Origin of the sequence: Alicyclobacillus fructus, from assembly GCF_017329605.1 — a bacterium.
Classification (GTDB): domain Bacteria; phylum Bacillota; class Bacilli; order Alicyclobacillales; family Alicyclobacillaceae; genus Alicyclobacillus; species Alicyclobacillus fructus.
Genome location: NZ_JAFMTY010000025.1, coordinates 24,986 through 51,104, shown reverse-complemented (window position 1 = coordinate 51,104; position 26,119 = coordinate 24,986). Strand labels below are relative to the sequence as shown.

Here is a 26,119-nt window from a genome sequence, read left to right as displayed (position 1 = left end):
GTCATCGTCGCAGAGGAAGCCTCCTGAAAGAATATCCACGATATTCCATGATTGACGAAGGGAAGGTCCGGGTTCCTTTTTTGCCATTTTCACGGTAGGGAGGGGAGACCATGCCAAATCGGGCAGCGCGGGCGGTCTTTGACGCATGGGAAGCCTTGTTTCATCGCGCTCTGCACCTGGAGGAACTGGAGCCCGGCAAGGAGCACCTCTTTTTCGTCGCCCGGCGTCGGTATCTGGGTCGGACCTTCGAAGTGGACGGCATTGTCGTTCGCCCCGGCGATCCCGTCGTGGAGATGCACATGAACAATGCGCTGATCGAACGAGCTTTGCGGGAAGACTCCAATATCGTTCGAGCGATTGTGCGCCTGCTGCGACAAGCTCGCGTGTCGATGCCGGCGCTTGCGCGGGCGGTTCAGCACGAGAAGTTTCAGGACGCCCAGGTGTTGTACGGAATCACGATGATCCATCGTGGAATCGAACACTTCGGTTTTCACACCTATCCGCTGCGCAATCCGTTTGTGCGGGCCGTCACCAGTTGGCATTTGACCAACATCTTGAAAATGGTCAATCCGGACGCGGATCACATCCTGCAAACGCATCGCGAGGTGTTGCAGCCCAAGCTCGTCGTCGCTTCGAAACAGCACATCATCGAGATGTTTGGAGAAGGCGCTCTCGAGACGCGCGAGGGCGGCGCAACCGGCGCTCAGGGATCGGGCGAGGTCGTGTCGCTGGACTCATGAAATGTCTGTTGCTTTACGCGTCGTTTGGCGACGGGCACGTGCAGGTGGCGCGAGCGCTTTCGGAGGCATTGACGCGGGATCTCGGCGCGGAAGTGCGCGCGGTCGACACCTTCCGTCAGACAAACGAGGCGCTCGCACGGATGAACGAACGCATTTTCGAGTGGAGTACCCGGTATGCGCCTGCGCTCTACGGATGGAGTTACGATTGGACACGAGATCTGTCCATTCGTCATCCCCTGTGGGCGGCTTTGGCGCGTTTTTCTCGTCGGGCTGCGTGGCGGGCGATTCGCGATTTTGAACCGGACGTGATCGTGCAACTGTTTCCTGACCACGCGTTGGCGAAATTGCCGCCTGGACGGCGGCCGTTGGTGGCTGTCGTCTTGACCGACTTCGCGGTGCACAGTCGTTGGGTGCATCCCAACGCCGATCTGGTGATCGCGCCCACGCACGACGCCGCGGCGCATGTGCGCCGCTTGCGCCCGGACGTGCGGGTGGTGGTGGGCGGCATCCCGGTGCGCGATCAGTTTCGCCGATGTGCGCTGCCGCGCCGGGCAGATGCGCGCCGCATCGTGATGTTGACCGGCGGGCGAGGGGTGTTTCCGCAGTACGAAGAGGTGCTCGAACGCCTGGTCTCGCACTTTCCCGATCACGTCATTGAGGTCATGTGCGGCCGCAACTCGCGCATGTTCGAGGGTGTGCGCGCATTTGCACAGCGAAGCGGGCATACGAGCATTCATCCCATCGGCTTCACGGACGATGTGGCAAGTCATCTCCAGCAAGCCGACTTTGTTCTCGCGAAGGCGGGTGGTGTCACCATCGCGGAGTGCCTGGCGTCGGGCACGCCCATGGTGTTTTACAAACCGCTTCCTGGGCAGGAGCGAGAAAACGCGCGGTGTATCGAGAAGCTCGGAGCTGGACGAATCGCAGCCTCATTGACCGATCTCGACCGACTATTTGCCGCGTGGTCTCCTGACTTCCAGCGATCGCTGCAGGCGAGGGCGACGGAACTGGGAAGGCCCGGGGCCGCGTCGTGGGTCGCCGCATGCCTGGCTCGGGCCTGGGGGAATCGCCCAGCCGTGACGCGCGAGGCGATGGACGCGGCTCCGCTTGTGGTTCAGGAGAGAGGATGAAACGAGCCGTACTGACTCGTGTAATAGAGGAGTGGCTTGCGCGATTCGTCGACGGACGCCGCTTCGACTTGCCCGACGAGCACGCGGTGGTCCCCACCTTGCCATTCGTGCGCGAGTGTGCAGACGAGGTGCGCATGGGCGCCTGCAAGTAACGGCTGACCCCACGGTCCGATATCGTATGGCATACCCTGAAACTTGTCGGACATTTTGCTTGCAAACTGATTGGAGAGGCCAGACTGATCCTCGGACAAAATGTTGACAGCGAAGGCGCCGGACTGTCGAAGAAGTGGGAGGATGCTGGCGCGCTCGTCGATACACGCGAGAACGAGCGGTGGGCGCAGCGACAGCGAGCAGAAGGCGGAGACAGTAATCCCGCCCATCGCCCCGTCCTTCGCCGCCGTGATGACGGTCACGCCGCTGGCGAACCGGGCCAGAGCCTTGCGGAATGCGTTCTCGTCAATCGCCATGATGTGACTCCTTTCATTTTTCAACCCTCTTACCATTGTATCGGACTCTCGGTTTTCGGGAAACTTGTCGCGGCGGATGTGGGTGAGAACGGCCAGCCACGTCCTTGGAGATTCGCAGACAAAAATCGTCCTGATGTTCGAAGTTGTCTGCAAATCTATGAAAATACGATTGTCGAATTGGGGAGGGCCCGGTATAATAGGCCCCGAAACAGCATACCAGTCGAGCAAAGGGGCTTTGGCGAGTGCGCTCTCAGATCGCAGCAGGCGTAGGCTGTTTTGTCGCATGCTTGGGATTATCCTTCTCATCGGCCACGGCGTTGGCCTCGTCCACGACGTACACCGTGCGCGCTGGTGATAGCCTCTACGGCATCGCCGCAAAATACCACGTGACGGTGCGTGATCTCGAGGAATGGAATCACCTATCGTCTACGGTCATTCACCCGGGGCAGATTCTTGTGGTGTCGTCCACATCCTCCAGCGCGGGTGCTTCCTCCTCATCTTCCGCCTCGCGCCCGGGAGCTACCACGTACGTCGTCCAACCGGGCGATTCTCTGTGGTCCATCAGTGCGAAATTCCACGTCAGCATGGCTCAACTTGAGGCGTGGAACGGTCTCTCATCCTCCAGTACGATTCATCCCGGTGAAACGCTGCGCGTTTCGAGTTCACAGGCGGCGTCGGCGGTCCATTCCGCTTCCAAGTTGTCATCGCTGTCGAGCCGCGGAAGCGCTCCCGGAGCCTCGAACGCGACCCTCGCGCAGAGCGCTCTTGGGTTTGCCGTTGCAGACTATGCGCGGACCTTTCTCGGTGACCCATACGAATGGGGAGCGAGTGGTCCTTCCGCTTTTGATTGCTCAGGATTGATTCAGTACGTCTTCGCCCACTTCTACATTCAGTTGCCGCGGACGAGTTACGCGCAGTACGAGGCCGGTGTGCCAGTTTCGGAAAGCGAGTTGGAACCGGGAGATATCGTGTTTTTTGATACATATGGAAGCGGCCCGTCGCACGACGGGATCTACCTTGGGAATGGGCAATTTATTAATGCGGCGAGCACGTCCGTCGAGATCGACAGCCTATCGGATCCTTACTGGGCGAGCCACTACATCGGCGCGCGCCGCGTCATCGGGCAGAACGGATGAAGCAATGAAAGGGAGCGCGGAACATCCGCGCTCCCTCTTTTTTAAGCGGAGTGATAGCTAGGACACGGCGTCACGAGACAGCGTGTATCGTCACATAGCCGGCCGTGCCGGCCAGGATGACCGCAGACAGAACAAAAGCGGCTTTTTCAACATAGCGGACGAACGTCAACAGGCGCTGGACGGGATCTTGCGCGGCCTTCTTCATTTCCACCACAACACCCTCCTAGCCATGGTCATCTGCTTCCAGTCTACCATGTGCGAAGACCTTGGAGACGGAGCATCCGCGTCCGTCTTTGACGGTTATGTCACAAGTTTCTCGGGAATCGTCGACGGGTGTCGACGTCAATTCAGGTCGGACCGTTCTCCCGTCAGGATGTAGAGTACGCTTTCGCCAATATTGGTGACGTGATCGCCAATTCGTTCGAGATAGCGGCCGCAAAACGCAATCAGCATGCGCTCCTGAGGCGAGCTGCCCGCGTCCAATCCATCGGAGAACAGTTCTTCCACGAGAAAGCGATAGTCGCGATCGACTCCGTCGTCCATCTGTGCCAATCGGCGCGCGGCCTCCGCGTCGCTGTTGACGTAGGCGTTCAGGCCCTCAGAAACCATGTTGTCGACCGCTTCGGCCATGCTCTGCAGACGCCGGGCGGAATGCGTCGCTGGAGGCGAGCTGAGCCGCAGGGCGGTTTTTGCGAGATCCACGGCGAGATCGCCCATGCGTTCCAGGTCGACGGCGAGCCGCATGCCTGCGACGATCCGACGAAGGTCGCCAGCCACCGGCTGCTGTGTGGCGATGAGGCGAATGCATAGGTCTTCGATTTCGTGATCCTGCCGGTTGATTTCGTGGTCCCGCTCTATCACGCGCCGAGCGAGGGATTCATCATGCTTGAGCACCGCCGCGACAGCGTGACGGATGGATTCCTGGACGTCGCCGCCCATGTGTAACAGTTTCAACTTCAGTTCCTTGAGCGCAATGTCAAAGTTTTGTCGCTGATGCATACGGCTCGTCCCTTCGTTTCAGATCTCAGACTCCAAGGTTCTCAACCAAATCGGCCGGTGATATAGTCCTCGGTCCGACGATCCCTCGGTTTGGTAAACATTTGTGAAGTGTCGTCCATTTCGATCAGACGACCTTCGTAGAAAAACGCCGTCTTGTCGGCGATGCGCGCCGCCTGTTGCATATTGTGTGTCACAATCACGATGGTGTACGTCTGCTTGATCTCTTCAATCAGCTCTTCGATGCGCATGGTGGATATGGGGTCGAGCGCAGAAGCAGGCTCGTCCATCAGCAATACTTCCGGTTCCACGGCAATCGCGCGAGCGATGCACAAACGCTGTTGCTGGCCGCCCGAGAGCGCCGTCGCTGGCTTGGCGAGGCGATCTTTCACCTCATCCCACAGCGCCGCCATTCGGAGCGCCCGCTCCACACGCTCTCGAAGCTCGCTCCCCTTGCGAATACCCGCCAACTTCAACCCGATGGCGATGTTGTCGAAGATGGACATCGTGGGGAACGGGTTGGGTTTTTGAAAGACCATTCCTACCATCCGCCGAACGTCGACGGGATCGAGATCAAACAGCGACTCGTCCGCCAGACGGATGTCGCCCTGGACACGAGCCTGGGGATGGGTTTCATGCATACGGTTCAGGCACCGAATAAACGTCGATTTGCCGCAGCCGGAAGGACCGATAATGGCGGTCACGCGATTTTCCTCGATGTCCATATCAATGTCGTACAACACTTGGTGTGCGCCGTACCACGCGTTCAAGCGGCGAACGGTCATGGATTTACCCACGACTTGTCTCCTCCCAATCCTATGCCATTGCTCATTTCTCTATCCCAGAGACATGCAAGATTCCGCAGAACACAATACCGGGTGAATGTTAAGGACGTGTGAGGTTTGTGTAGATTTTTGTGGGGAAACAACACAAAAGCCACGGCGTGACCGCGGCGTGGCTCTTGTGTGCACATGTGAATCATGACAAGCCCTAGTCTACTGAAAATCTGCTCGATCGCGACGGCTCAGGGGGGCGGACATGTGTCGAACTTGTGACAATGCGTGTCGACAAGGTCGCTCGAGTGCCTCCGATTCCTTCAACATCTTTCAACATCCTCTTCACAGCGGTGTCACATGCGGTTTACGTTTGCGTGCTACAGTCAAGGTGCGCTGGACCTGTGCCAAGCGGTTCGTGCATGAACCCCAATCCGCGCTTGCCGCCTCGTCGGAGGCGGCGCCTTTTTAGGATGTTCCATGTCCGCGGGCCGTGCTTCGTGCCCGCGCTTCGACGTGTATTGGAAGACCCATCGTGAATTCGACACCTTGTCATTCACATGGCGATTCTCGTGCCTGATGCGCCGCGAGTCGTGATAGAATAAAGACCATCAACCTGCATCACACTGCATCAATCAAGGCTTCGCGCGCAATTTCATACGCAAAAAGACGCGATTTTGAAAAACTTTCGTTTGAGTTTTCCTATAGATTTGGTGTATATCTGTAACGAGGACATCATCTACGATAAGGTTTCAAGGGAGGCTCACGCGAATGCCGTTTGTCATCACGTCGCCTTGCATTGGGGAAAAGGCCGCGGACTGCGTGGAGACGTGCCCGGTGGACGCCATCCACGAGGGTCCGGATCAGTACTATATTGACCCCGATTTGTGCATTGACTGCGCGGCTTGCGAGCCGGTCTGCCCGGTCAACGCCATTTATCAGGAGGAATTCGTCCCCGAGGATGAGAAGGAGTTCATCGAGAAAAACCGGAACTTCTTCCGCAATCGCTGATGTGCGGCTGTACGCTTCGGAGCCGTCGGTCCCGCTTGTGCGGGCCGGCGGTTTTGACTTGAGAGGGTTGTGTGGGGAGGAGGGAGCGCTGTGAAGCGTGGATGGGTCATCGCGTGCGCTGCGATTGGTTTCACCTTGGTCGCAGGGTGTGGCACGCCTCAGCGTGCGTCAGACTCGGGCGATCCGCAAGCCCATTCGCTGGTGCAGAATCATTCCAGCGTGGATCCCAAGCTTTACGCGGTCTGCAACGCGATTTACAACGGCGTGGAACGGGCCCTTGCAGCCAACCGAAATGAGAGCTTTGACACACAGCTCGAGTCCGTTGAGGCCTTGGGAAGCAGCGCATCGCCTTCGTCGCCGAATGGGCAGTTGTTCGCGGATGCGCAGCAGGTCGTGGCGTTGTGGGACGCGTATACCGGGGAAGGCGCGCCAGCCAAGGCGTACAGCGAGCTCCGGGCCTCGCTCCGAACCTTGCAGCAGGCGCTGGTTCGGTATCGGTCTGGGTGATTTCACGAGGGCGGCTCCCTCGTGACATGTCGGTAATCGATTTCGATATAGATGCAAGTCTTCCTCTTGCATTCGCTTTCATTGGCGTGGCAAAATAGGAATGAAAGCGTTATACAATCCACTGGGATCGATTTCGAGAGCAGTGTTGCGGTCGTGTGGGTCTGTCTTGTAATGGTTGCCGTGCGTCAGGATCGAAATCGATTTCGAACGATCATTGACATGGCTTGATGAGGGGAACGCATGCATGGGACGAGCGAAGCGAAAGCAAGGGAGTGGCAGCTGCCGTGGGTGTCGCCGTCATGAGCTCGGCGGGCTGTGGCACGCCAACTCAAGGGCCCCAATCAGAAGGCGACTCCGGCGTCAGGTGCAAAAAGATGAAACGCCCAGCGCGGTCTTAGGGCGAGGTGTTGTCGCTCGTCGGCGAGTCGGGATCGGGCAGGTCGACCATCGGCAAAGCCGTGGTGCGGATGATCGAGCCGTCGGAGGGTTGAGAACTGCTCATTGAATGATGGATAATTGTGCATATTGGATGTATTCTATTCTATCAAACTCAGTGATTGGGCAAGAAAGAATGGAATCTCGTACAAAACCGCCTGGCGTTGGGTAAAAGAAGGCCGGATGCCCGCTGCCTTTTGACCAAACCCCTTCGGGCACCATCCTCGTCCACGAAGCCGAGCTCTCTACGACGAATGCCGTGGCCTTGTATGCGCGCGTGTCAAACGCCGACCGAAAAGCCGATTTGGATCGCCAAATCGCACGGCTCATGGAATTTGCAATGGAACAGAGGCTTGTCGTGGTCAAGGCGGTTCTGTGCGCGGTTGTACGGGCGGCGTTCCGCTCGTCACCGCGCCAAGCGCGCTTTGGAGGTTCTCGAGCGTGAAGATTCATCGGGCGTATCGGTATGAGTTGGCGCCGAATCGGATGCAACGGGTCCTGCTTGCGAAGCACGCAGGTGCAGCCCGATTTGCGTACAATTGGGGGCTTGCCCGACGCATCGCGCTCTATGAGAAGACGGGGCAAAGCACGAACGCCATCGAACAGCACCGGGAACTCAACCGCCTGAAGAAAACCGACTTCCCGTGGATGTATGAGGTCTCCAAGTGCGCTCCTCAGGAAGCGCTGCGGGACTTGGATCGCGCGTTTCAACACTTTTTTCGCGGGTTGAAGGAAGGGCGCAAGGTCGGATTCCCTCGGTTCAAGAAAAAAGGGCGTGACGATTCGTTTCGCCTGACGGGTTCGATTCGCGTCTTGGACAACGCCGTACAACTGCCTCGGCTCGGGCGGATTCGGCTGAAGGAGAAACCGCGTGTCGAAGGCCGAATCTTGTCGGCGACGGTCAAGCGGGAGGCGGATCGATGGTATGTGAGTTTGGCAGTAGAAACGGAGATTCCCGACCCTGTGCCGCCTTCGGGCGAGCCGGTGGGTGTGGATTTGGGGGTTTCGTGGTTTGTAACGTTATCCGACGGGACGAAAATCGAGGCGCCAAAGCCGTTACGCCGATACCTTCGCCGCTTAAAGCGGCTGTCGAGGCGGCATAGCCGAAAGAAACCCGGCTCGCGAAACCGGCGCAAGTCGGCGTTGGCGCTTGCTCGGCTGCACCGGAAGATCCGCAACATCCGACAAGACTTTTTGCACCAGGTGACGACGGAGCTTGCGAAAACCAAGCGAGCGATTGTCGTGGAAGACCTGCATGTGCGAGGCATGATGCAAAATCGAGCGTTGGCGCGAGCCATTTCGGACATGGGTTTTGGTGGGTTTCGGCGGATGCTGACGTACAAGTGCGCGTGGTATGGTTCGGAACTCATCGTGGCGCCGCGGTTTTACGCGAGTAGCAAGACGTGTTCGGCGTGCGGGCACGTGATGAGCGAGTTGCCATGGTCGGTGCGGGCGTGGACGTGCCCGGTGTGCCGCACGCGGCATGACCGCGACATCAACGCAGCGAAAAATCTTTTGAGAATCGGTACCGCGAGTTCCGCGGGAAGTGACGCCTGTGGAGATCCCTCTGGCGGGGCAGCCTTGGGCTGCTAGTCATGGGTCGCGGAAGCAGGAAGCGAGAAGTGGACATTTGTCCATGAATCGCAGAACGGCGAGATCTGGGTGGCTGGCCGCAACGTCGCGCATATCCGCGGCCGCGATCTGAAGGCGTATCGCAAGGACGCGCAAATGGTGTTTCAGGACCCGTTTGGCTCGCTGAATCCGACGAGGACCATCGAACAACACCTTGCGTTTCCTGTAAGGAAGTACCGCCGCGAAGGCCAGGGCCGGGTCGGCGATCTGATCGACGAGCTGCTGGCCAAGGTGGGACTGACGCCCGTCGCAGAGACGCGGCGAAAGTATCCGCACGAATTGTCGGGCGGCCAGCGGCAGCGCGTCGCGATCGCCCGCGCGCTCGCCGTCAACCCAAAGTTCATCGTCGCTGACGAACCCATCTCGATGCTCGACGTGTCGATACGCGCCGGGATCCTGAAGTTGATGAACGAGTTGCGCGAAGAGATGAACATCGCGTTCCTTTACATCACGCACGATCTCGCCTCCGCGCGCTACATCGGCAACCGAATCATGGTGCTGTACGGCGGCAAGGTCATGGAAACGGCGCCGTCGGCGGAACTGATTCGGCATCCTGCCCATCCGTACACGCGTCTGCTGCTTGCCGCCACGCCAGGCACGCGCCACCAAGGGCCTTTGCCGGAGACGTCGAACCGCCCGCCGAACTTGCTGGAAGATCGCGTCGGATGTCCGTTTGCCGATCGTTGCCCGCTCATGTCCGAGGTCTGCCGAGCGCAGCAGCCTCCGCTCGCCGAAGTGGCGCCGGGCCATTATGCCGCGTGCCATCACCCAGGCTGAGCGACATCGCGTATGGTGGGTTTTCACTCGAGAGCGAAGGAGATGAGGAACATGCGCAAATTTCCGGAGGGGTTTGTCTGGGGGACCGCGACGGCATCCTATCAGATCGAAGGGGCTTGGCGGGAGGGCGGGCGAGGTCCGTCCATCTGGGACACGTTTTCCCATACGCCCGGAAAAGTGTTGCATGGCCATAACGGCGACATCGCCTGCGATCACTATCATCGGTATCAAGACGATGTCCGGCTGATGAAAGATTTGGGCATCTCGTCCTACCGGTTTTCCGTCGCGTGGCCTCGCGTCATGCCCGAGAAGGGGCGCGTCTGGGTCAAGGGACTCGATTTCTACAAGCGGCTGGCCACGGAACTGCTAGAGAACGGCATTCGGCCGGCCGTCACGATGTACCACTGGGATCTTCCTCAGTGGATCGAGGATGAGGGCGGTTGGAACAACCGGGACACCGTTTCGCGTTTCGAGGAGTACAGTGAGATCCTGTTCAGCGAATTGGGCGATCTCGTCCCGATGTGGATCACGCACAACGAACCCTGGTGCGCCTCCATCCTCGGGTATGGTGTCGGCGTGCACGCGCCGGGTCTGAAGGACTGGCGAAGGGCGTATCGCGCCGCGCATCATCTGCTCCTGTCGCACGGTCGGGCCGTGCGGCTGTATCGCGCACTCGGCCTGCGCGGCGAAATCGGGATCACGCTCAACCTCACGCCCATCTATGCAGCCACGGAGAATCCAGAGGACGCTGCGGCAGTGGAGCGGCAGGACATGTTCCAAAACCGGTGGTTTCTCGATCCCCTTTTCAAAGCCCAATATCCAGAGGCGCTCTTCCGCCGCGTCGATCACGTCACTGGCGGTTTCGACGCTGTGAAACCCGGTGATCTGGACGTGATCGCCGCACCCCTCGATTTTCTGGGGGTGAATTATTACACCCGGGCTGTCGTGGCCGACGATCCTTCCGATCCGCTGCTCGGCATCCGCCATCTCCCGGGCGAAGGCCCTCGCACCGAGATGGACTGGGAAGTTTATCCTGATGGCCTGTACGATTTGCTCAGCCGTTTGCGTCGAGATTACGGCAATGTGCCCATCTACATCACGGAGAACGGCGCCGCGTATGACGATCGCGTCGAAAACGGGCGCGTCCGCGACGCCGAACGAGTGGCCTATCTCGCGTCACACTTTGAGGCTGCGCATCGGTTCCTCGAGGAAGGCGGCAATCTGCGCGGTTATTACGTGTGGTCGCTCATGGACAACTTCGAATGGGCATTCGGCTACACGAAGCGCTTTGGCATCGTGTACGTGGATTACGATACACTTGCCCGCATCCCAAAGGACAGCTATTTCTGGTATCAGCGCGTCATCCGCGAGAACGGACTGGTGCCCGCGGAGACGGCGGAAACCGCTCGATAAAGGTGGCGTCAGAACAGGCCAGCGTCCGCTGGCCTGTTCTGATGCTCCATCAGGTGTCGAAGGGCACATGAAACCAGGCCAGGAAAAGCGACGTAACGAGTCCGCAGAATCCGAGAGCAAGGCGCCAATTTTGGTGGTGCAACCACATGACAAACAGCATGCACGCGTCCAGCACGATGGACCATCCAAAGGTCCAGCCGTGATAGTATTCGATCTCGTGCGACATCACCAGGCATACTTCAAAGGCGGCGTAGATAGCCAAAAATATGGCGAAGTGCAGAACCCGCCGACCGAGTGCAGAGGGCATATATCGCAGGAACAGGAGCGTCGTGCACGGGAACAGGATGAAAATCTGAATCATTTGCGACAGTTTGTCCGTGATGAACCACCACCTGGGGTGATACCACATCGCGTACCCTCGGCACACCAGGTTATAGACGAGGGCGATGACCGCAATCCATAACACAGTCCTACAGTACTGGGTAAGGTACTCGTGCGTGCGCGTGGCAAGGACGGCGGCGAGAAACCCAGCCGAGAACAGGATGACTACCACATGATTCGCCTCAGCTCCTTGCGCGGGCGTCTGGGGGCGAGGCCGTGCGGCAGGCTTATTTCTGAGTATGAGGAGGACAAAGGCTCCCCATACGGTCGAACATGGTCGGATGCAGGTGGTGTTACCTAAGAGCCATTCTGCGACGAGCGGGTTCACACTCGGTTCCCTTCATGTGGCGCCATTCGGATGTCCAACAACGAAAAATCCCGACCCTTGCGCAGGGTCGGGATTTCTGCTTTACTGGTGCGGTCGAGAGGACTTGAACCTCCACGGAGTTGCCCCCACTAGAACCTGAATCTAGCGCGTCTGCCAATTCCGCCACGACCGCATGTCTCGATGGAGCTTTCGCTCTCGTCCGCATCCCTATCGGAGCGAACGAGTACATTATACAAGGAATCGCGCAGGTTTGCAACGAATATTTGATCCGTGGTCCGATTTTTTTCACCGTGCTCAAGGAGGCGTTCTTATGCAGTTCTTTAAGATGCACGCGCTGGGAAACAACTATGTGTTCGTGGACACGGCCCGGACAACCCTTCCCACGGACGACCTGCCCTCCCTTGCTCGGCAGGTCAGCGATGTGCGGCGAGGGATCGGGTCCGACGGCCTCATCCTTGTCACGCCTTCGGACAGCGCGGATGTCGGCATGCGCATTTGGAACGCGGACGGATCGGAGGCGGAATCCTGCGGGAACGGCCTTCGCTGCGTCGCCAGATACGCCTACGAACGAGGGCTTGTCGACGCGACGCACTTTTCTATCGCCACGCGGGCCGGCGTGGTCGCGGCGCAGGTCCATCTGGACGTGGACGGGCGCGTGCGGATGGTGACCATCGATATGGGCGAACCGCGTTTCGGCACGCAGGCCGTCCCGTATCGCGGGCCGGATCGAGGTGAGGATGTTGGCGTGGATGCCTGTGGCACGCGCTTCACGGGGACGCTCGTCAGTATGGGCAATCCGCATTTCGTCACGTTGGTCGATCGCGTCGACGACGTGGACGTGGAACGCGTTGGGCGCGCCATTGAATCTCATCCCGATTTCCCCGAGCGAGTGAATGTGGAGTTTGTGTCCGTGCTGGCGCCGGACGAGGTGGACTTCCGGGTGTATGAACGCGGATCGGGCGTGACCTTCGCCTGTGGCACGGGAGCGTGCGCAAGTGTGGCGGCGCTGGCGAGAAAGGGATATGTGAGGAATCGGGTGACGGTCCACCTGTTAGGGGGCGATCTCGACATCGAAATACGCGATGACGGCCATGTCTGGATGACCGGTGAAGCGCACTGGGTGTGTGAAGGAACGTTCTACGCGTAAGAGGCGATGGCGGGCTGGCGCGCCTACACGGCCACCAACGCCACGCCCGCCAAGATCACGAGCACGCCGGCCCAGCGGATCCAGGGCACGTGCTCGTGAAAGACGAAGATGGACACGAGGATCGCGAGGACGTACGCGAGGCTTTGCAACGGATACAGCAGGCTGAGGGACAGTTTGTTGAGCAAAAAGATCCAAATCACTGTCGCGATCACATACAGCACAATTCCGGCGATCACCCACGGCGAGAACATGGCCACAATGACGGATCGCAGGCTGTTCAAGTCGCGGTGTTGAAGCCCATACTTCCACAGCGTTTGCCCACCGACGAGAAGGCAGACGTTGAGCAGAATCAGGATGGCGTAGCCAAGTCGCATGAGGGGGTCCGGCGCTCCTTCGTGTTCAACCTTTGAATTCGTTCTGCAAGAGCTCGTAGTAGTCTCGGTGGTGGCGCACGATGGTATCCAGGATAAAGCCGCACGTCAGGCTGTTGGTCGCCAGCACCATGAATCCCACCGCCAAAATGGCGGACGGGATCTTGGCGATGCGGCCGAACGAAAAGTACTCGTACAATACGGGAATGCCAACGCCAAGGCCCGCGAGGAACAGGATGAGCGCCACGGCCGTAAAGAAGGCGAGAGGCTTGTAGTCCTTGAAAATCCAAAAAACGGTCTTCAGGACGCGGATGCCGTCGCTCAGCGTGTTCAGCTTGGAATGGCTGCCTGGAGGCCGATCGCGGTATTGAATCGGGATCTCCAAGATGCGGAACCGCTTGTCCAAGGCGTGGAGCGTCATCTCCGTCTCAATTTCAAATCCTTCGCTTTGAATGGGCATGGTCTTTGCAAAGCGGCGGCTGAAGGCTCGGTAGCCCGTCATGATGTCCCGAAGATCCGCGTGAAACAGGGTATTGATGAGCTTGCGCACCAACTGGTTTCCGAAGTTGTGAAATGGGCGCTTGTTCTCCTTCGAATACGATCCGTCCGAATGTCGATCGCCGATGCACATGTCCGCCTCACCTTCGACGATGGGGCGGATCAGCTCATGCACGAACTCGGCGGGGTACGTATCGTCCCCGTCGGTCATCACGTACACGTCGGCGTCGATGTCGCGAAACATCGAGCGCACGACGTTTCCCTTCCCCTGACGCGTCTCTCTGCGAACAATGGCGCCTGCCTGCCTTGCCACTTCCGCCGTGCGATCTCGCGAGTTGTTATCATACACGTAAATTTCCGCGTCTGGCAGCTCGCGCCGGAAGTCCTGAACCACTTTGCCAATGGTCAGTTCTTCGTTGTAACACGGAATGAGGACTGCGATTCGCATCTTCACGACAAGCCTCCAGGATTCGATTGGTCTAGGCCTACGATGTGGCGGCGCCGCGCGGGGATCCCTTGCGCAGACGCGTCCAAGCTGCAACCAGATAGATCACCGCACCAACGCCCACGAACAAAAAGGGCATCATCGGATAGGCGTAGCGGTTGATCGGGATAAACGGAAGCTGAACGGCGATGAGAAAGGCGGTCAGCCAGCTCAGCCATCGAATATAGCGCATGCCGAATCCCACCGCGAGCCCGATGGCGCCGACCACCACCCAGAGCAGGTGCAGGTGGGCGTACGCGAACGTGACCCGCGTCAACGCACCGGCGTGCGGCGGCAGCGCACTGGTGTACCACGGCGTGCCGAACAACCAGCCGAGTTTGTCCAAAGTGTACCACTTGAGATAGCCAAGTGGATGGGTGCGAAAGCCCTCCTCGATCCGGTGAATGGCAAGGGCCTTTTGTTGCGCGTACGTGAGCCCGTTGGAAAGGCTGGTGTCCTTGTAGAAGGTCGGGTCCGAGCCAAACAAGAGCGGATTCGCGGCGTCGAGATCGGTCGTGATCCATTGGTGCAGGGCCACGAGGTTGCGAACCCACCACGGGATCATGGCGACGACGAACACGGCGACGTAGACGCCATAGTTGGTGAGCGTCTTCTTCCAGGCGCGCCTTGTGTCACGCTGCAGGAACAGGCAGGCTGGCGCCGCCAGAAGCGGCGCTACGCTCGGGCGGATGAGCGTCGTCACCGCGAGCAGGAGGCCGGCGGTGGCGAAGCTTGCTCTTGAGCGATCCCGAACGAGAACAAGGAACGACCACACGAATGCGAGCAGGAAGGGGATGTACAGGTTCTCGGTGAGCAATTGGTCGTTCGCGTACACGACGGGAGGGTACACCGTCCACAGCAACGCGGCGAGAAAACTCGCGTACCTCGGTAAGCGAAAGCGCGCGATGACGTAGATCAGGACACTCGACGCCACGGCCAACAGGTGCTGGCACGCTTGGGCCAAGTGCATCGCCGCTTCGTGACTTGGCGTAAACAGATGGGAGACTCGGTACACGAGCGCGAGGAAGACCGGATAACCCGGCGTCACCTGCGCGGCTGGGCCCCAGCTCCAATAAGCGTAAAGGTGCAGCGCGTTCAGCTCTTGAGCGGAATGATCATAATAATACGCGTCCCCGTACAGCAACACGGGCTGGCCCCACGCCTTGACGATGAAATACACGTGATAGACGAGCGCGATGGCGGCCAAAACGCCGATCCACGCTCGGTCCTCTTGAAAGGAAAGGCGCTTCACCGATGACTTCACTCCTCAGTGCGTGCATATCGCATGGTCCAGTCCCCGGAGGACATGATTCGGCGCACCCGCCCCCGCTCCTCCAGGTGCTCCAGGTGCGCAATCACTGTGTGGCGCGCGAACGGCAGCGCGCGCGGGTCAACGTCTGGGTACAGGGCTTTCGTGAGTTCGGCGAGCGCCTTCGGGCCTTCCGCCAAAAGCTCGAGCATCTGCTTTTCCCGCATCTCCCGTCTGGCGCGGAGGCGATGAGCAGCCCGTTGAGGCTGGCGGATGACGGGTCCATGGCCCGGCAAGGCGGCCATCGCGTCGGAGTTGATCACGGCCTCGAGCGCCTGGTAGTAGTCTGCCATGTGGCCGTCCGGCGGCCCAATCCATACGGAACCTTCTTCCACCATGTGATCCCCCACCCAAATCGCCCTGACGTCCGGGAGCCAAAGGTGCAAATGGCCGTGGGTGTGTCCTGGCTGATGGATGACCCACAAGTCGCGCTGGCCTGCGCGCAGTCTCGCGGGGCACGCTTCGAAGGTTCCCGCGGCATGCGGAAACGCGCGGTCAAAGGCGGCGACGTCAAGCGGGTGCATGAAGGCCGGCGCCTGGAGCCGCGCTTTGAGCTCGGGCATACCCGCGGTATGATCGACGTGATAGTGTGTTGCAACCAACGCCGTCACTCGCCGCACACCGCACTCGCGAAGATGCCGTTCCAACGCGTCAAGATGGTCTCCCGTGGCACCCCCGTCGACGATCACGGCCTCCTCGCCGTCCTGAATCGCATACAGATTGACGGTTCCATCGGGCAACACGTTCGGGTACGCGACGGTCATACGCCAAACTCCCGGCAACACGGCCTCCCAAGGCCCTGCGTTCGACAAGGCGAGACCCCTCCGTCTCTTTGACAATCAGTTTCATGTTAAAAGTTTGTGCGAGCCGGGTCAATTTGTCCCCTCATCGTGTGATACACTCAATCTGCCGTTTGGCTGGAAAGGGGGGCGATCCGCGTGGATCAAGCAACGTTCCCCGGGGGAAAACCGGTGGAATCATTCTGGCAATCAGGTTTCAAAGGCGCTCTGTTGGATCTCGACGGCACGTTGTTTCGGGGGCGCCAGGTTATCCAAGGCGCGCCAGCCTTTGTCCAGGCCTTGCGCTCGCGAGGCATCCAACCGATCTTTTTCACCAACAACTCTTCGCGGACGCCTGATCAAGTGGCCGCGTTTCTGTGCGATCTCGGCATCGAAGCTCATCCCGGCGAAGTGGCGACGTCAGCCCAGTCCGCCGCGTCCCTGATTCGCGAGCGCGTCTCGGAGACGGCGGAAGAGGGTTCCCCGATCGTCGCTTTTGTGGGCGGACCGGGTTTAGAGCAGGCGCTTCGCGACGAGGGACTTGATCCGAGGCGTGCCCGCGCGGAGGACCTGCGGGCAGATTGGGTGAAAAGAGCCGTCGCAGCGGCCGTGGGCCTGGCGCCAGACGCTTGCTACGGCGATTTGGCGGTTCTTGCGCGTGTGGCCCATCGCGTGGGGTGGATGGTCCTCACGAATCCTGACCGAAGGCTTCCCGTCGAGGACGGATTCATGCCCGGAAACGGCGCGCTTGGCGCGTTTGTCCAGACCGCATCTTCCGCCGACATGTTCGTAACCGGCAAGCCCGATCCGTCCTTTGTCCACTACGCGCTTCGCAGGTTCCAGCTGCGCGCGGACGAAGTCGTGATCGTCGGCGACAACGTGGAGACGGACATCGCCGCGGGGCGGCTGGCGGGCGTGCCCACGGTGTGGGTCAAGTCCGGCCTCGCGGGAGAAATCCATCCTACGGAGGCGCCCGACTGGATGGTCGATTCCGTCGCTTGTTTGGTGTCTCTGGATTGAAAGCGCCAAGAATCCTCTCGAAAGTTCAACGGATTTGACGCTTGTCTGACGCAGATATAGCGTTTATAATCGCGGTGACTCGAGTTACTGACACTACATATAGACCATCGGCCGGCCATCTGCGCGGGATTCCGCGAAGTGCCCGATGCGCACGGGGGTGACGGACATGAGATGCCCATACTGCGGAGCGGACAACACGCGCGTCATCGAGTCCAGGCCCGGCGAGGACGGGACGACCATTCGGCGCCGGCGGGAGTGCATTCAGGAAACCTGCGGACGGCGTTTCACCACGTACGAACGGGTGGAGCAACGGCCGCTCATGGTGGTCAAGAAAGATCAGAAGCGGGAGGAGTTTTCGCGGGACAAGCTGTATCGCGGCATCATGAAGGCTTGCGAGAAGCGCCCCATCCCCGCGGAGACGCTGGAGTCCGTGTGCGACGAGATCGAGCGAAAGCTCCGGCTCGAGTATGAGCGTGAGGTGCCGTCCTCGGTGATTGGCGAGCGGGTCATGGACGCACTACGGCAGCTCGACGGGGTTGCGTATGTCCGCTTTGCGAGCGTGTATCGGGAATTTCGCGATGTCGAGACGCTTCTGAAGGAAGTGCTCGCGCTCATCGGAGATCGGACCCGCGGGGCGGATCGGCCGGTGCAGGCGGACAAGCCCTCCGAGGATTGAACGCGGTTCGCTTGCGGAGAGAGGGAGGATTTGAATGGCCATCGAACAACGGGAACGGCCCATGTTGGATCTGAACGACGACGACTACTTGGGGCCGACCGGCGAAAAGATCGTCGCCGATCGGTATCTGTTGAAGGATATCCGCAAAGAGGCGCTCGCGCCGGGAGCGCTGGTCGTCGCGGTGTTGGACAAAAAGCGCGCATATCACGAGCTGGCGCGCGTGAAGTCGGTGGATCGCGACGCGGATCAGGTGACGGTCGAGCTGCGGGATGGATCGCTTGTCGACCTTCCGGTGAGTCAGGTGGACGTGCTCCTGGAGACCTCGCCTCGGCAAATGTGGCGGCGCGTCGCGCGCGGAGCCGCGGCCGTCACGCGTCAGCCGGAGGTATGGGAAGAGGCGTTCTACGAGCTCCAGAAGGGCTGGCGCTACGTGCCTGGAGGGCGGATCAATGCGTCCCTTGGAACGGGCATGCAGGTGACGAGTTACAACTGTTTCGTCATTCCCAACGTCGGCCCGGATCTGCGCGATTATGCCGAGTCGTTTGGCCAGACGCTCGAAATCCAGGCGCGAAGCGGCGGCGTTGGCATGAACCTTTCTCGCATTCCGCCACAAGGCACCCTGATTCCTGTGAGCCGTGAGTCGCGCAAGGCGGAGTTGATGCTGGTTCTGGACGCCTGGCATCCGGATCTTCTGGACTTTCTGGAGACCGAATATCCGCACTCCACGAAGCTCGTCCGCGCCGATGCCGCGTTCTGGCGAGCCGTCGAGGAGGACGACGAATGGGTGTTTCGTTTTCCGGACACCTCGGTGGAAAGGTATGACGAGATCTGGACGGGCGATCTCGACGCCTGGTCCCGTCAGGGCCTGCCCGTCGAGGAACACAGCCGCGTTCGCGCCCGCGAGCTGATGGAAAAAATCCTGTCGTCCGACGCGCATCTCGTCCCGCAGGCCGTCGGCTTCTGCCTGAGCCCGGGAGACAGCCGCAGTACCATTGCCAGAACGCTTGGGGATATGTGGGAGGCGATGCGGGACGGCAAGCGCGTGTCCCTCATCCTGTCGTCCCTTCGCCCGCGGTACAGTTATGTGCGCGGCGTCAACGGGCGATCCTCCGGCGCTTACTCGTGGGGGCTCTTGTACGACAAGGGAAATCAGGTGTTCGGAGACGGCTTCGGGCCCGTTGGCGTCGGCGAGATCATGAGCGTGGGATGCCAGCTCACCCTCCAGGGCGGGTCGCGCCGCGGAGCGCTCATGCTCATTCTCAACGACCGTCACGCGGACCTGCCGAAGTTTATCCGCGCGAAGCAGGTGGATGGCGTCATCACGGGCGCGAATATCAGCGTGGGCGTGTCCGAGGAGTTCATGCGCGCCAAGCGAGCGGGACAACCGTGGCAGCTCGGTTTCGTGCCGGCGGCATACCGCGATGCATTCGACGGGGACTTCGGCCGCTGGATCGACGAAGGCAAGCCGTTCGAAGTGACGGAGACCGTCTCCGCCGCGGACCTTTGGCGCGACATCTGCGAATCGGCGTGGAAGTCCGCGGAGCCGGGCGTCGTGTTTTTGGGCCGGGCCAACGCGATGAGCAACTCGTGGTACTTCAATCCGCTCGTCGCGACCAATCCGTGCGGCGAACAGCCGCTTCCGCCGTACGGCATCTGCAACCTCGGCGCCGTCGTCCTGGCCCGGTTTGCCAACGGTTTCCGCGACAGCGGCATCCGAACGGACTTCTCCGACCCGGAGCGCGAGGCCTACGTGCGATCCCGACTACTGGAGAAGTTCCCGGCGGACGAGGCTGAATTTCTTCTGCATCATATCCGCTGGGAAGAGCTCGAGCAGACCACGCGCAGAGGCATTCGCTTTCAGGACGCCGTAATCGACGCGACCTATTATCCGTTCGAAGAAAACCGGCAGAACCAGATGTCCGAGCGACGCGTGGGGCTCGGCATCATGGGGCTGCACGATCTGATGCTTTACTGCGGCATTCGCTACGGATCGGAAGAAAGCGTCAAGCTGATCGACGTGTTGATGGGGCTCATGGCCGAGTGGGCGTATCTCGAGTCGGTGGAGTTGGCCAAGGAGTATGGCCCGTTCCCGAAGTTTGACGCCGACAAGTTTTTGCAGTCGGGATTCATGCGCCACATGGCGGCGGAGCGACCACACGTGGCCGAAGCGATTCGCAAGCACGGCATCCGCAACGTGACGACGATGACCATCGCTCCAACCGGCACGACGGGGACGATGGTGGGTTGCTCGACCGGATGCGAACCCTACTACGCGTGGTCGTACTTCCGCAATTCGCGCCTTGGCCTGTTCGAAGAGCATGCGGCCATCGTCGAGCAGTACCGGCGCGAACATCCGGAAGAGGACAAGTTGCCGCCTTATTTCGTGACGGCGATGGAGCTCACGCCGGAAGAGCACGTCCGCGTGCAGGCTGCGCTACAGCGATGGATCGACAGCTCCATTTCGAAGACATGCAATGCGCCGAACTCGTACACGGTGGAGGATACGGTCAAGCTGTACGATCTCGCCTACGAGCTCGGGTGCAAGGGGATCACGATTTATCGGGACGGATCGCGCAGTGAACAGGTGCTGTCGCTGAAGAAGGACGACAGACAGAGCGATGGGGACGGGGCCGCATCTGGCTCTGCTTCGCCATCCGGCGAAAACACATCTCAGCCCGCGCAGACCGCATCCGCCGGATATGTGAAGCGCCGGCGGCCGGATGTGTTGTATGGCGCGACGTATCGCAAAGAGACGCCGCTCGGGAAAGCGTTCATCACCATCAACGACGATCCGGACACGCATATGGCGACGGAGGTGTTTGTGAACGTCGGGAAGGCGGGCTCGGATGTCTATGCCGCCAACGAGGCGCTTGGCCGGGCCATCACCCTGTATCTGCGTGAATCGAACAACCCGAACCGCGAGGCTGAGTTGGTGAAACACTTCTCGGGCATCGGGGGACAAAACGCGGTGGGCTTTGGCGCTCAGCGGATCACGTCGGTTCCAGACGCCATTGCCAAGGCGCTGATCGAACATGCGGAGACGTTCCCGCTCCGCCGCATGGCCTCGCGTCAGGCGGCGACGTCCGCGCGGGAGGAGGATGCGGCGAAGCCGTCTGAGCTGCGGGCGTACTCCATCGCGAAAGACTGGTGCCCTGAATGTCATCAACATACGCTCATCCGTCAGGGCGGCTGCTACGAGTGCGAAGCGTGCGGCTACAGCAAATGTTGATCGGTGCGGGCGGCTCGAGATGTGGCGCCGCCCGTTGATGTCCGTGGGAGGATGCCTCTGGTCGGTATTGCGCCGCGGGCGAGGAACGAATATCGTGAAGGTGATCGCGGTCTGCGCCGCGGGACCATGCACGAGGAGAACGAGCGATGTCTCATTCGCATGAAGGCCATTCTCATGTTCACCATCACGCGCATGGGGGCGGGCATGCGCATGGCGGCGAATGGCTGCATGTGCACGCGCCGGCCGACAAGATGCGCCTCGCATTCTGGCTGACGACCTTGATTTTCCTGGCGGAAGTGGTCGGCGGTTTTGTGTCTGGGAGCCTGGCGCTTTTGTCCGATGCGGGCCACGTGCTCACGGATCTCGCCGCTCTTGGCCTGTCGTGGTATGCGCTTCGACAAGCGGAAAGGCCGACGGACGCCCGCATGACCTTTGGCTATCATCGGGCAGGGATTTTGGCTGCACTGCTGAACTCCTTGTTGCTTGTCGGCGTCACGATCTGGGTGGTGGTTGAAGCCTGGACTCGACTCGAACACCCTCGTCCCATCGAGCCGCTGTGGATGACGGTGTGCGCCCTGGTGGGCGTCGTGATCAACCTGGGCATGGCGCTTGCCATGCGCGGCGGGGACAATCTGAACGTGCAGAGCGCGGTGCTCCACATGTTGGGCGATATGGCCGCGTCGCTCGGCGTGATCGCCGCGGCGGTCGTGATCGCGTGCACGCACTGGTATCCGATTGATCCCATTTTGAGCGTGGCCATCTCGCTCGTCATCGCATACGGCGCCATTCGCTTGGCGCGCCGCGCGACGCGAATCCTGATGGAGGGCGCGCCGGCGGATGTGAATGCTGGCGACGTGGTGAAGGCCATCCTCTCGGTCGAAGGCGTTCGCGGCGTCCACGACCTCCACATCTGGTCCATCGCCAACGGGCGGAATGCCCTGTCCTGCCACGTCGAAATGGATGGCGTCATGACCGTGTCGGAGACACAGGGCGTCATTCGGGAAATTGAGCATCGGCTGCAGCATCTCAACATCGGTCACGTCACCGTGCAGGTGGAAGACGAAGCCCATCCGCATGATCCCAGCGTCTTTTGCGCCCAAGAGGGTCAGGGCGCGCCCCATGCTCACGTCAATGGAGCGGGCGGTGGAGATTCAACAGGACGACGCCAGCGACGATGAGGCCGATGCCGAGCATCATGACGGGCGTGACGGGTTGTCGGTAGAACAACGCGCCGATGGCGACCATCGCAGCGGTGCCGACGCCCGACCAAATGGCGTACGCGACGCCGATGGGGATGGTGCGAAGCGCTTGGGAGAGCGCGTAGAAGGACAGGGCGTAACCGACCACGACGGCCAATGACGGCCACAGCCTTGAAAACCCTTGTGTCCATTTGAGCATCGAGGTGGCGAAGACTTCACAGGCAATGGCTGCCGCCAAGAACCAAGCGTTCAGAGCGCTTCACTCCTCCCCGGGAGACGTCGCAGACGGGCACAAGCGCATACGCTATAGCACAGCCGCGTGTGGAGGTGCCGGAGATGACGTATCCCACAGATCAAGCATATCACAAATGGATGGCGATCGCGGCGTTTTGCATCGCGTTTGCGCCGCTCGTCTGGCCGGTGCTGCGGGCGCGCCCGTAACGCGCCTGCGCCTGGCGCCATGCCGGAATGGAGAACGGACATGTCGTGGTTGCACATCGCGTACTTGCTTATTTTCGCGCTCGATCTCGTCACGGCCTGCGTGATCATTTTTGTGGAGCGCCACAACGCCGCCGTGACGTGGGCGTGGCTCATGGTGCTGTTGTTCATTCCCGTCGGTGGCTTCATTCTCTACGTGCTTTTCGGGCAACACGTCAGCCGTTATCGCCTCGCGCGATTTCGCCTTCGGAACGCGCCCTGGGTGGCGCGCGCCGCAGAGCGTCAGCGCCGTCAGGTCGAGGCGGGAGACCTGGCGTACGCAGAGCCTGCGGCCCAGCGCCATGCCGACCTGATCGCCCTCAACCTCAAGACGGCCTATGCCATCTATACCGAGGACAATCGCGTGGACGTGTTTGTCCGCGGCGTGGACAAGTTTGAGTCCCTGTTCGAAGACATTCGGCGGGCGAAAGACCATGTGCATCTGGAATATTACATCTTCCGGCCGGACGATCTCGGCGCGCGGCTCGTCCACCTTCTGGCGGAAAAGGCGCGGCAGGGCGTCGAGGTGCGGCTCCTGTACGACGCCGTGGGCTGCGCTTGGACGCCGAAGTCGTTCTTCGAACCGTTGCTGCGTTCCGGCGGCGAAGTCGCTGCGTTCTTTCCGTCTCGCATCCCGTACGTCAACTTGCGCATGAACAACCGCAACCACCGGAAAATCGCGGTCATCGACGGGCGCGTGGCCTACGTGGGCGGCTTCAACGTGGGAGATGAGTACCTCGGCAAAGACGAGCGCTTCGGCTTTTGGCGGGATACGCATCTTCGCATCGAGGGCAGCGCGATCCTGGAGTTGCAATCCATCTTTTTGTTGGATTGGAATTCATCGTCCCCTCAGCCGCTGGAGTTCGACGACCGCTATTTCCCGAGGATCAACGGTCGCACAGGCACCACGGGCATGCAGGTGGTGGCGAGCGGTCCGGACACCGACTGGGAACAAATTCGCAACGCCTACATCAAGATGATTTACGCGGCGAAGGAAAGTATCTACATTCAGACGCCCTACTTCGTGCCGGACGACAGCTTGCTTACCGCGCTCAAAATCGCGAGCTTGTCCGGTGTGGACGTCAAGGTCATGTTGCCTGGAAAACCGGATCACCTTTGGGTGTTTTGGGCGTCCAGGTTTTATCTCGGCGATCTGCTTCAGGCCGGCGTGCAGTGCTATTTGTACCGCGATGGTTTTTTGCACGCCAAAATGGTGGTGACGGACCGGGAACTGGCTTCCGTTGGAACGGCGAATATCGACATCCGAAGCTTCAAGTTGAACTTCGAAGTGAACGCGCTCATCTTCGATCGCGACAAAAGCGGGCATCTCGCGGATCTGTTCGAGCGCGATCTCGAGAAATGTGATAGATTGACACTGGAGCAATATCGAACAAGGCCCAGAGCCGAGCGCATCATGGAGAGTTGTGCCAGGCTGCTGTCTCCGATTCTGTAGAAAGGGAGTTCGAGGATGGAAAAGAAGCGAATGGCGGGGGAAGAGGCCGCAAATCGGATTTGTTCCGGCATGAAGGTCGGCCTGGGGACGGGATCGACGGCCTACTATACGATTGTCGAAGTGGGACGGCGCGTGCGGGAAGGGCTCGACATCGTCGCCATCCCCACATCTCGCGAGACGGAACGGTTGGCGCGTGAGCTCGGCATCCCGCTCACCGATTTTCGCAGTTGTCCGCGGCTCGACCTCACCATCGACGGCGCGGACGCGGTCACGCCCGATCTACAGCTCATCAAAGGCGGAGGCGGCGCACTGTTGCGCGAAAAGTTGGTCGCTTCCATTTCTGACGAGCTGATCATCGTCGTCGATGACAGCAAGCTGTACGATTCGCTGTCTGGGCTCGCGATTCCCGTCGAAGTCGTGCCGTTTGCGTGGGAGACCACGGCGCGGCGCATCGAGCAACTGGGCGGGCGGTGGACGCTTCGGGAGCGCGACGGTGAGGTGTTCGTCACCGACAATCACAATTACATTCTCGACACCGTATTCGACGAGGTCCACGATCCGGCCGATTTGGCGCGCCGCCTCAAGCTCACGACGGGCGTCGTCGAGTCGGGGCTGTTCATCGACATGGCGAGCGAGGTGGCGGTCGGCACGGATGCAGGCGTGGTCTGGCGCAAAAAGTCAGAGGCTTGAAGACGGCTCAAGCGCATACATACGGCGGGGAGGGGCACGGTAAGGCACGGGAGGGATGGCCCATGCAGGGTGAAACACACCGAAAACCCGGGCCGCCAATGCGCAATTTCGGAGAGAAGCTGCTCGCGGAGGGCGATCGACAGGCGATGGAGCAGTGGGCGATTCGCGACACGCCCGACGAGCACACTTTGACGCCGAAGCCCGAAGACGCAGAGCGCATTGGCCAGAAGCGGACTTCGCCCATTCAGCCTCGATGAACCACTTCGCCGGAGGCGGCGGGAATGTTCGATGCCCGCCGCCCTTCGATCGCGTTTGAACCTTTGCCGACAGTCTGATACTGTGAAAGAGAGTGGAATGATAGCGGGGAGTCGTGGATGTGGCGGGGTTTGTTAAGCAACTGCTCACAGATTGGCGCACCATTGCGATGATCCTGTCGGGCGCCCTGGTGGCGGTGGTGGTTCTCTACTTGGACCGGAATCACCGTTTGACCGATTGGATTCAGTCGTGGGGATTCTGGGGCGTGGTCTGGGCCATCGCGATTATGGTGATCTGGTGCCTGACGCCCATCCCGTCCGAAGGGCTCTTGATCATTTTCCTGCGCGTGTTCGGCGTCGTCGCGGGAACGACCTATGCGTGGATCGGATCCACCATCAGCTCGATTCTTATTTTTTTCATCGCCCGCCACTTTACGCGCATCATGCTTGAGCGCGTGCAGAACCACGAGCGGTTTGAGCAGGTCAATCACTGGGTACGCGAGTGGGGGAGCTTGGGTTTGCTTCTCGCGAGGCTGCTTCCCGTGCCCGCCTTCCTCGTGAACTATGTCGCCGGAATGATTCCGGCCACATCGCTGTGGGCGTACACGTGGACGGCCGTGGTGGCCATGGTGCCCTATTATCTCGGCGTGGCCCTTGTGTATGCGGGCGTGTTCGGGAACTGGATTTACATCCTCCTGGGCTGCATTCCGCTTGCGGCGCTCGGGGTGTTTGCGGCGCTTTTGCGCCGCCGCGTGGGGCGGAACGGTCGCACAAAGTGATCCTCTCGTAGACGGCTCGGTGGGTTGC

27 protein-coding genes, 1 tRNA gene and 2 pseudogenes are annotated in these 26,119 nt (G+C 60.3%); 19 read left to right on the top strand and 11 right to left on the bottom strand.

Annotated elements, in window-relative coordinates; translation table 11 throughout:
- Positions 1 to 110 precede the first annotated feature (110 nt).
- Entirely contained in the window at positions 111 to 740 is a 630-nt protein-coding gene (locus J3481_RS12415) for a YkoP family protein (protein WP_206832400.1), read from the top strand.
- A complete protein-coding gene (locus J3481_RS12410) occupies positions 737 to 1,870 on the top strand; it encodes an MGDG synthase family glycosyltransferase (protein WP_206832401.1) in 1,134 nt (377 codons plus the stop codon). The genes J3481_RS12415 and J3481_RS12410 overlap by 4 nt, the downstream gene beginning before the upstream one ends.
- On the opposite strand, the gene J3481_RS12405 is transcribed toward J3481_RS12410, so the two are convergent.
- The gene (locus tag J3481_RS12405; protein WP_206832402.1) at positions 1,855 to 2,337 is read right to left on the bottom strand and encodes a flavin reductase family protein; all 483 of its coding nucleotides are present in this window, start codon (positions 2,335 to 2,337) and stop codon (positions 1,855 to 1,857) included. The genes J3481_RS12410 and J3481_RS12405 overlap by 16 nt on opposite strands.
- A 341-nt stretch (positions 2,338 to 2,678) precedes the next feature.
- On the opposite strand from J3481_RS12405, the gene J3481_RS12400 reads away from it, so the two are divergent.
- A complete protein-coding gene (locus J3481_RS12400; protein ID WP_328702134.1) occupies positions 2,679 to 3,473 on the top strand; it encodes a C40 family peptidase in 795 nt (264 codons plus the stop codon).
- Between the two features lie 70 nt (positions 3,474 to 3,543).
- Here J3481_RS12400 and J3481_RS12395 read toward each other — a convergent pair whose 3' ends face one another.
- The 3 genes from J3481_RS12395 to pstB form a co-directional block, all read right to left on the bottom strand.
- Positions 3,544 to 3,684, bottom strand: a complete 141-nt coding sequence (locus J3481_RS12395; protein WP_206832448.1) for a hypothetical protein — start codon at positions 3,682 to 3,684, stop codon at positions 3,544 to 3,546.
- Positions 3,685 to 3,815: 131 nt separating this feature from the next.
- A complete protein-coding gene (gene phoU / locus J3481_RS12390) occupies positions 3,816 to 4,472 on the bottom strand; it encodes a phosphate signaling complex protein PhoU (RefSeq protein WP_206832404.1) in 657 nt (218 codons plus the stop codon).
- A 41-nt stretch (positions 4,473 to 4,513) separates the two neighbouring features.
- Positions 4,514 to 5,254: a phosphate ABC transporter ATP-binding protein PstB gene (gene pstB, locus J3481_RS12385; protein WP_206832443.1), complete on the bottom strand. Its 741-nt coding sequence runs from the start codon at positions 5,252 to 5,254 to the stop codon at positions 4,514 to 4,516.
- A 759-nt stretch (positions 5,255 to 6,013) separates the two neighbouring features.
- Between pstB and J3481_RS12380 the strand changes: the two genes are divergently transcribed.
- The 7 genes and pseudogenes from J3481_RS12380 (at position 6,014) to J3481_RS12355 (ending at position 11,017) form a co-directional block, all read left to right on the top strand.
- Entirely contained in the window at positions 6,014 to 6,253 is a 240-nt protein-coding gene (locus J3481_RS12380; RefSeq protein WP_008336977.1) for an indolepyruvate ferredoxin oxidoreductase subunit alpha, read from the top strand.
- Positions 6,254 to 6,343: 90 nt separating this feature from the next.
- Complete coding sequence (locus J3481_RS12375) at positions 6,344 to 6,760, top strand: hypothetical protein (RefSeq protein ID WP_206832405.1); 417 nt, start codon at positions 6,344 to 6,346, stop codon at positions 6,758 to 6,760.
- 398 nt (positions 6,761 to 7,158) lie between these two features.
- Positions 7,159 to 7,248, top strand: a pseudogene (locus J3481_RS14995) (ATP-binding cassette domain-containing protein); the annotation flags it as partial.
- Positions 7,249 to 7,636: 388 nt separating this feature from the next.
- Complete coding sequence (locus tag J3481_RS12365) at positions 7,637 to 8,788, top strand: RNA-guided endonuclease InsQ/TnpB family protein (RefSeq protein WP_206832406.1); 1,152 nt, start codon at positions 7,637 to 7,639, stop codon at positions 8,786 to 8,788.
- Positions 8,789 to 8,845: 57 nt separating this feature from the next.
- A pseudogene (locus J3481_RS14715) lies at positions 8,846 to 9,178 on the top strand (ATP-binding cassette domain-containing protein); the annotation flags it as partial.
- A 15-nt stretch (positions 9,179 to 9,193) separates the two neighbouring features.
- Positions 9,194 to 9,604: an oligopeptide/dipeptide ABC transporter ATP-binding protein gene (locus J3481_RS14985; protein WP_328702167.1), complete on the top strand. Its 411-nt coding sequence runs from the start codon at positions 9,194 to 9,196 to the stop codon at positions 9,602 to 9,604.
- 51 nt (positions 9,605 to 9,655) lie between these two features.
- Positions 9,656 to 11,017 carry a GH1 family beta-glucosidase gene (locus J3481_RS12355; protein ID WP_206832407.1) on the top strand — a complete coding sequence of 454 codons (1,362 nt, stop codon included), beginning with the start codon at positions 9,656 to 9,658 and terminating at the stop codon, positions 11,015 to 11,017.
- A 49-nt stretch (positions 11,018 to 11,066) separates the two neighbouring features.
- On the opposite strand, the gene J3481_RS12350 is transcribed toward J3481_RS12355, so the two are convergent.
- Together J3481_RS12350 and J3481_RS12345 are read right to left on the bottom strand one after the other, a co-directional pair.
- Positions 11,067 to 11,570 (bottom strand): CBO0543 family protein, encoded by a 504-nt coding sequence (locus J3481_RS12350; RefSeq protein ID WP_206832408.1) that lies wholly within the window; start codon positions 11,568 to 11,570, stop codon positions 11,067 to 11,069.
- Positions 11,571 to 11,811: 241 nt separating this feature from the next.
- Positions 11,812 to 11,898 (bottom strand) — tRNA-Leu (locus J3481_RS12345).
- Positions 11,899 to 12,036: 138 nt separating this feature from the next.
- On the opposite strand from J3481_RS12345, the gene dapF reads away from it, so the two are divergent.
- Entirely contained in the window at positions 12,037 to 12,873 is an 837-nt protein-coding gene (gene dapF / locus J3481_RS12340) for a diaminopimelate epimerase (RefSeq protein WP_206832409.1), read from the top strand.
- A 23-nt stretch (positions 12,874 to 12,896) separates the two neighbouring features.
- On the opposite strand, the gene J3481_RS12335 is transcribed toward dapF, so the two are convergent.
- The 4 genes from J3481_RS12335 to J3481_RS12320 are packed head-to-tail and all read right to left on the bottom strand — an operon-like array spanning position 12,897 to position 16,299.
- Complete coding sequence (locus J3481_RS12335) at positions 12,897 to 13,247, bottom strand: DMT family transporter (RefSeq protein ID WP_206832410.1); 351 nt, start codon at positions 13,245 to 13,247, stop codon at positions 12,897 to 12,899.
- 25 nt (positions 13,248 to 13,272) lie between these two features.
- Positions 13,273 to 14,190: a glycosyltransferase family 2 protein gene (locus J3481_RS12330; RefSeq protein WP_206832444.1), complete on the bottom strand. Its 918-nt coding sequence runs from the start codon at positions 14,188 to 14,190 to the stop codon at positions 13,273 to 13,275.
- Between the two features lie 37 nt (positions 14,191 to 14,227).
- A complete protein-coding gene (locus tag J3481_RS12325) occupies positions 14,228 to 15,478 on the bottom strand; it encodes a glycosyltransferase family 39 protein (protein ID WP_206832411.1) in 1,251 nt (416 codons plus the stop codon).
- An 8-nt stretch (positions 15,479 to 15,486) separates the two neighbouring features.
- A complete protein-coding gene (locus J3481_RS12320; RefSeq protein ID WP_236011636.1) occupies positions 15,487 to 16,299 on the bottom strand; it encodes an MBL fold metallo-hydrolase in 813 nt (270 codons plus the stop codon).
- Positions 16,300 to 16,473: 174 nt separating this feature from the next.
- Between J3481_RS12320 and J3481_RS12315 the strand changes: the two genes are divergently transcribed.
- The 4 genes from J3481_RS12315 to J3481_RS12300 all read left to right on the top strand — a co-directional run bounded on the left by J3481_RS12315 (position 16,474) and on the right by J3481_RS12300 (position 22,417).
- Positions 16,474 to 17,334, top strand: coding sequence for an HAD-IIA family hydrolase (locus tag J3481_RS12315; protein WP_206832413.1), 861 nt, complete (start codon positions 16,474 to 16,476; stop codon positions 17,332 to 17,334).
- A 166-nt stretch (positions 17,335 to 17,500) separates the two neighbouring features.
- A complete protein-coding gene (gene nrdR / locus J3481_RS12310) occupies positions 17,501 to 18,010 on the top strand; it encodes a transcriptional regulator NrdR (RefSeq protein ID WP_206832414.1) in 510 nt (169 codons plus the stop codon).
- A gap of 34 nt (positions 18,011 to 18,044) precedes the next feature.
- Positions 18,045 to 21,239, top strand: a complete 3,195-nt coding sequence (locus J3481_RS12305; protein ID WP_206832415.1) for an adenosylcobalamin-dependent ribonucleoside-diphosphate reductase — start codon at positions 18,045 to 18,047, stop codon at positions 21,237 to 21,239.
- Positions 21,240 to 21,385: 146 nt separating this feature from the next.
- On the top strand, positions 21,386 to 22,417 hold the full coding sequence (locus J3481_RS12300; protein WP_206832416.1) for a cation diffusion facilitator family transporter: 1,032 nt from the start codon (positions 21,386 to 21,388) through the stop codon (positions 22,415 to 22,417).
- Here J3481_RS12300 and J3481_RS12295 read toward each other — a convergent pair.
- Positions 22,368 to 22,691: a DMT family transporter gene (locus tag J3481_RS12295; protein WP_206832445.1), complete on the bottom strand. Its 324-nt coding sequence runs from the start codon at positions 22,689 to 22,691 to the stop codon at positions 22,368 to 22,370. The genes J3481_RS12300 and J3481_RS12295 overlap by 50 nt on opposite strands.
- Positions 22,692 to 22,919: 228 nt before the next feature.
- Between J3481_RS12295 and cls the strand changes: the two genes are divergently transcribed.
- From cls to J3481_RS12275, 4 genes are all read left to right on the top strand, one after another.
- Entirely contained in the window at positions 22,920 to 24,368 is a 1,449-nt protein-coding gene (gene cls, locus J3481_RS12290) for a cardiolipin synthase (RefSeq protein WP_206832417.1), read from the top strand.
- Between the two features lie 15 nt (positions 24,369 to 24,383).
- Positions 24,384 to 25,058: a ribose-5-phosphate isomerase RpiA gene (gene rpiA / locus J3481_RS12285; protein ID WP_206832418.1), complete on the top strand. Its 675-nt coding sequence runs from the start codon at positions 24,384 to 24,386 to the stop codon at positions 25,056 to 25,058.
- Positions 25,059 to 25,120: 62 nt separating this feature from the next.
- A complete protein-coding gene (locus J3481_RS12280) occupies positions 25,121 to 25,315 on the top strand; it encodes a hypothetical protein (RefSeq protein WP_206832419.1) in 195 nt (64 codons plus the stop codon).
- Positions 25,316 to 25,434: 119 nt separating this feature from the next.
- Positions 25,435 to 26,091: a TVP38/TMEM64 family protein gene (locus J3481_RS12275; protein ID WP_206832420.1), complete on the top strand. Its 657-nt coding sequence runs from the start codon at positions 25,435 to 25,437 to the stop codon at positions 26,089 to 26,091.
- The last annotated feature ends 28 nt before the right edge of the window (positions 26,092 to 26,119 follow it).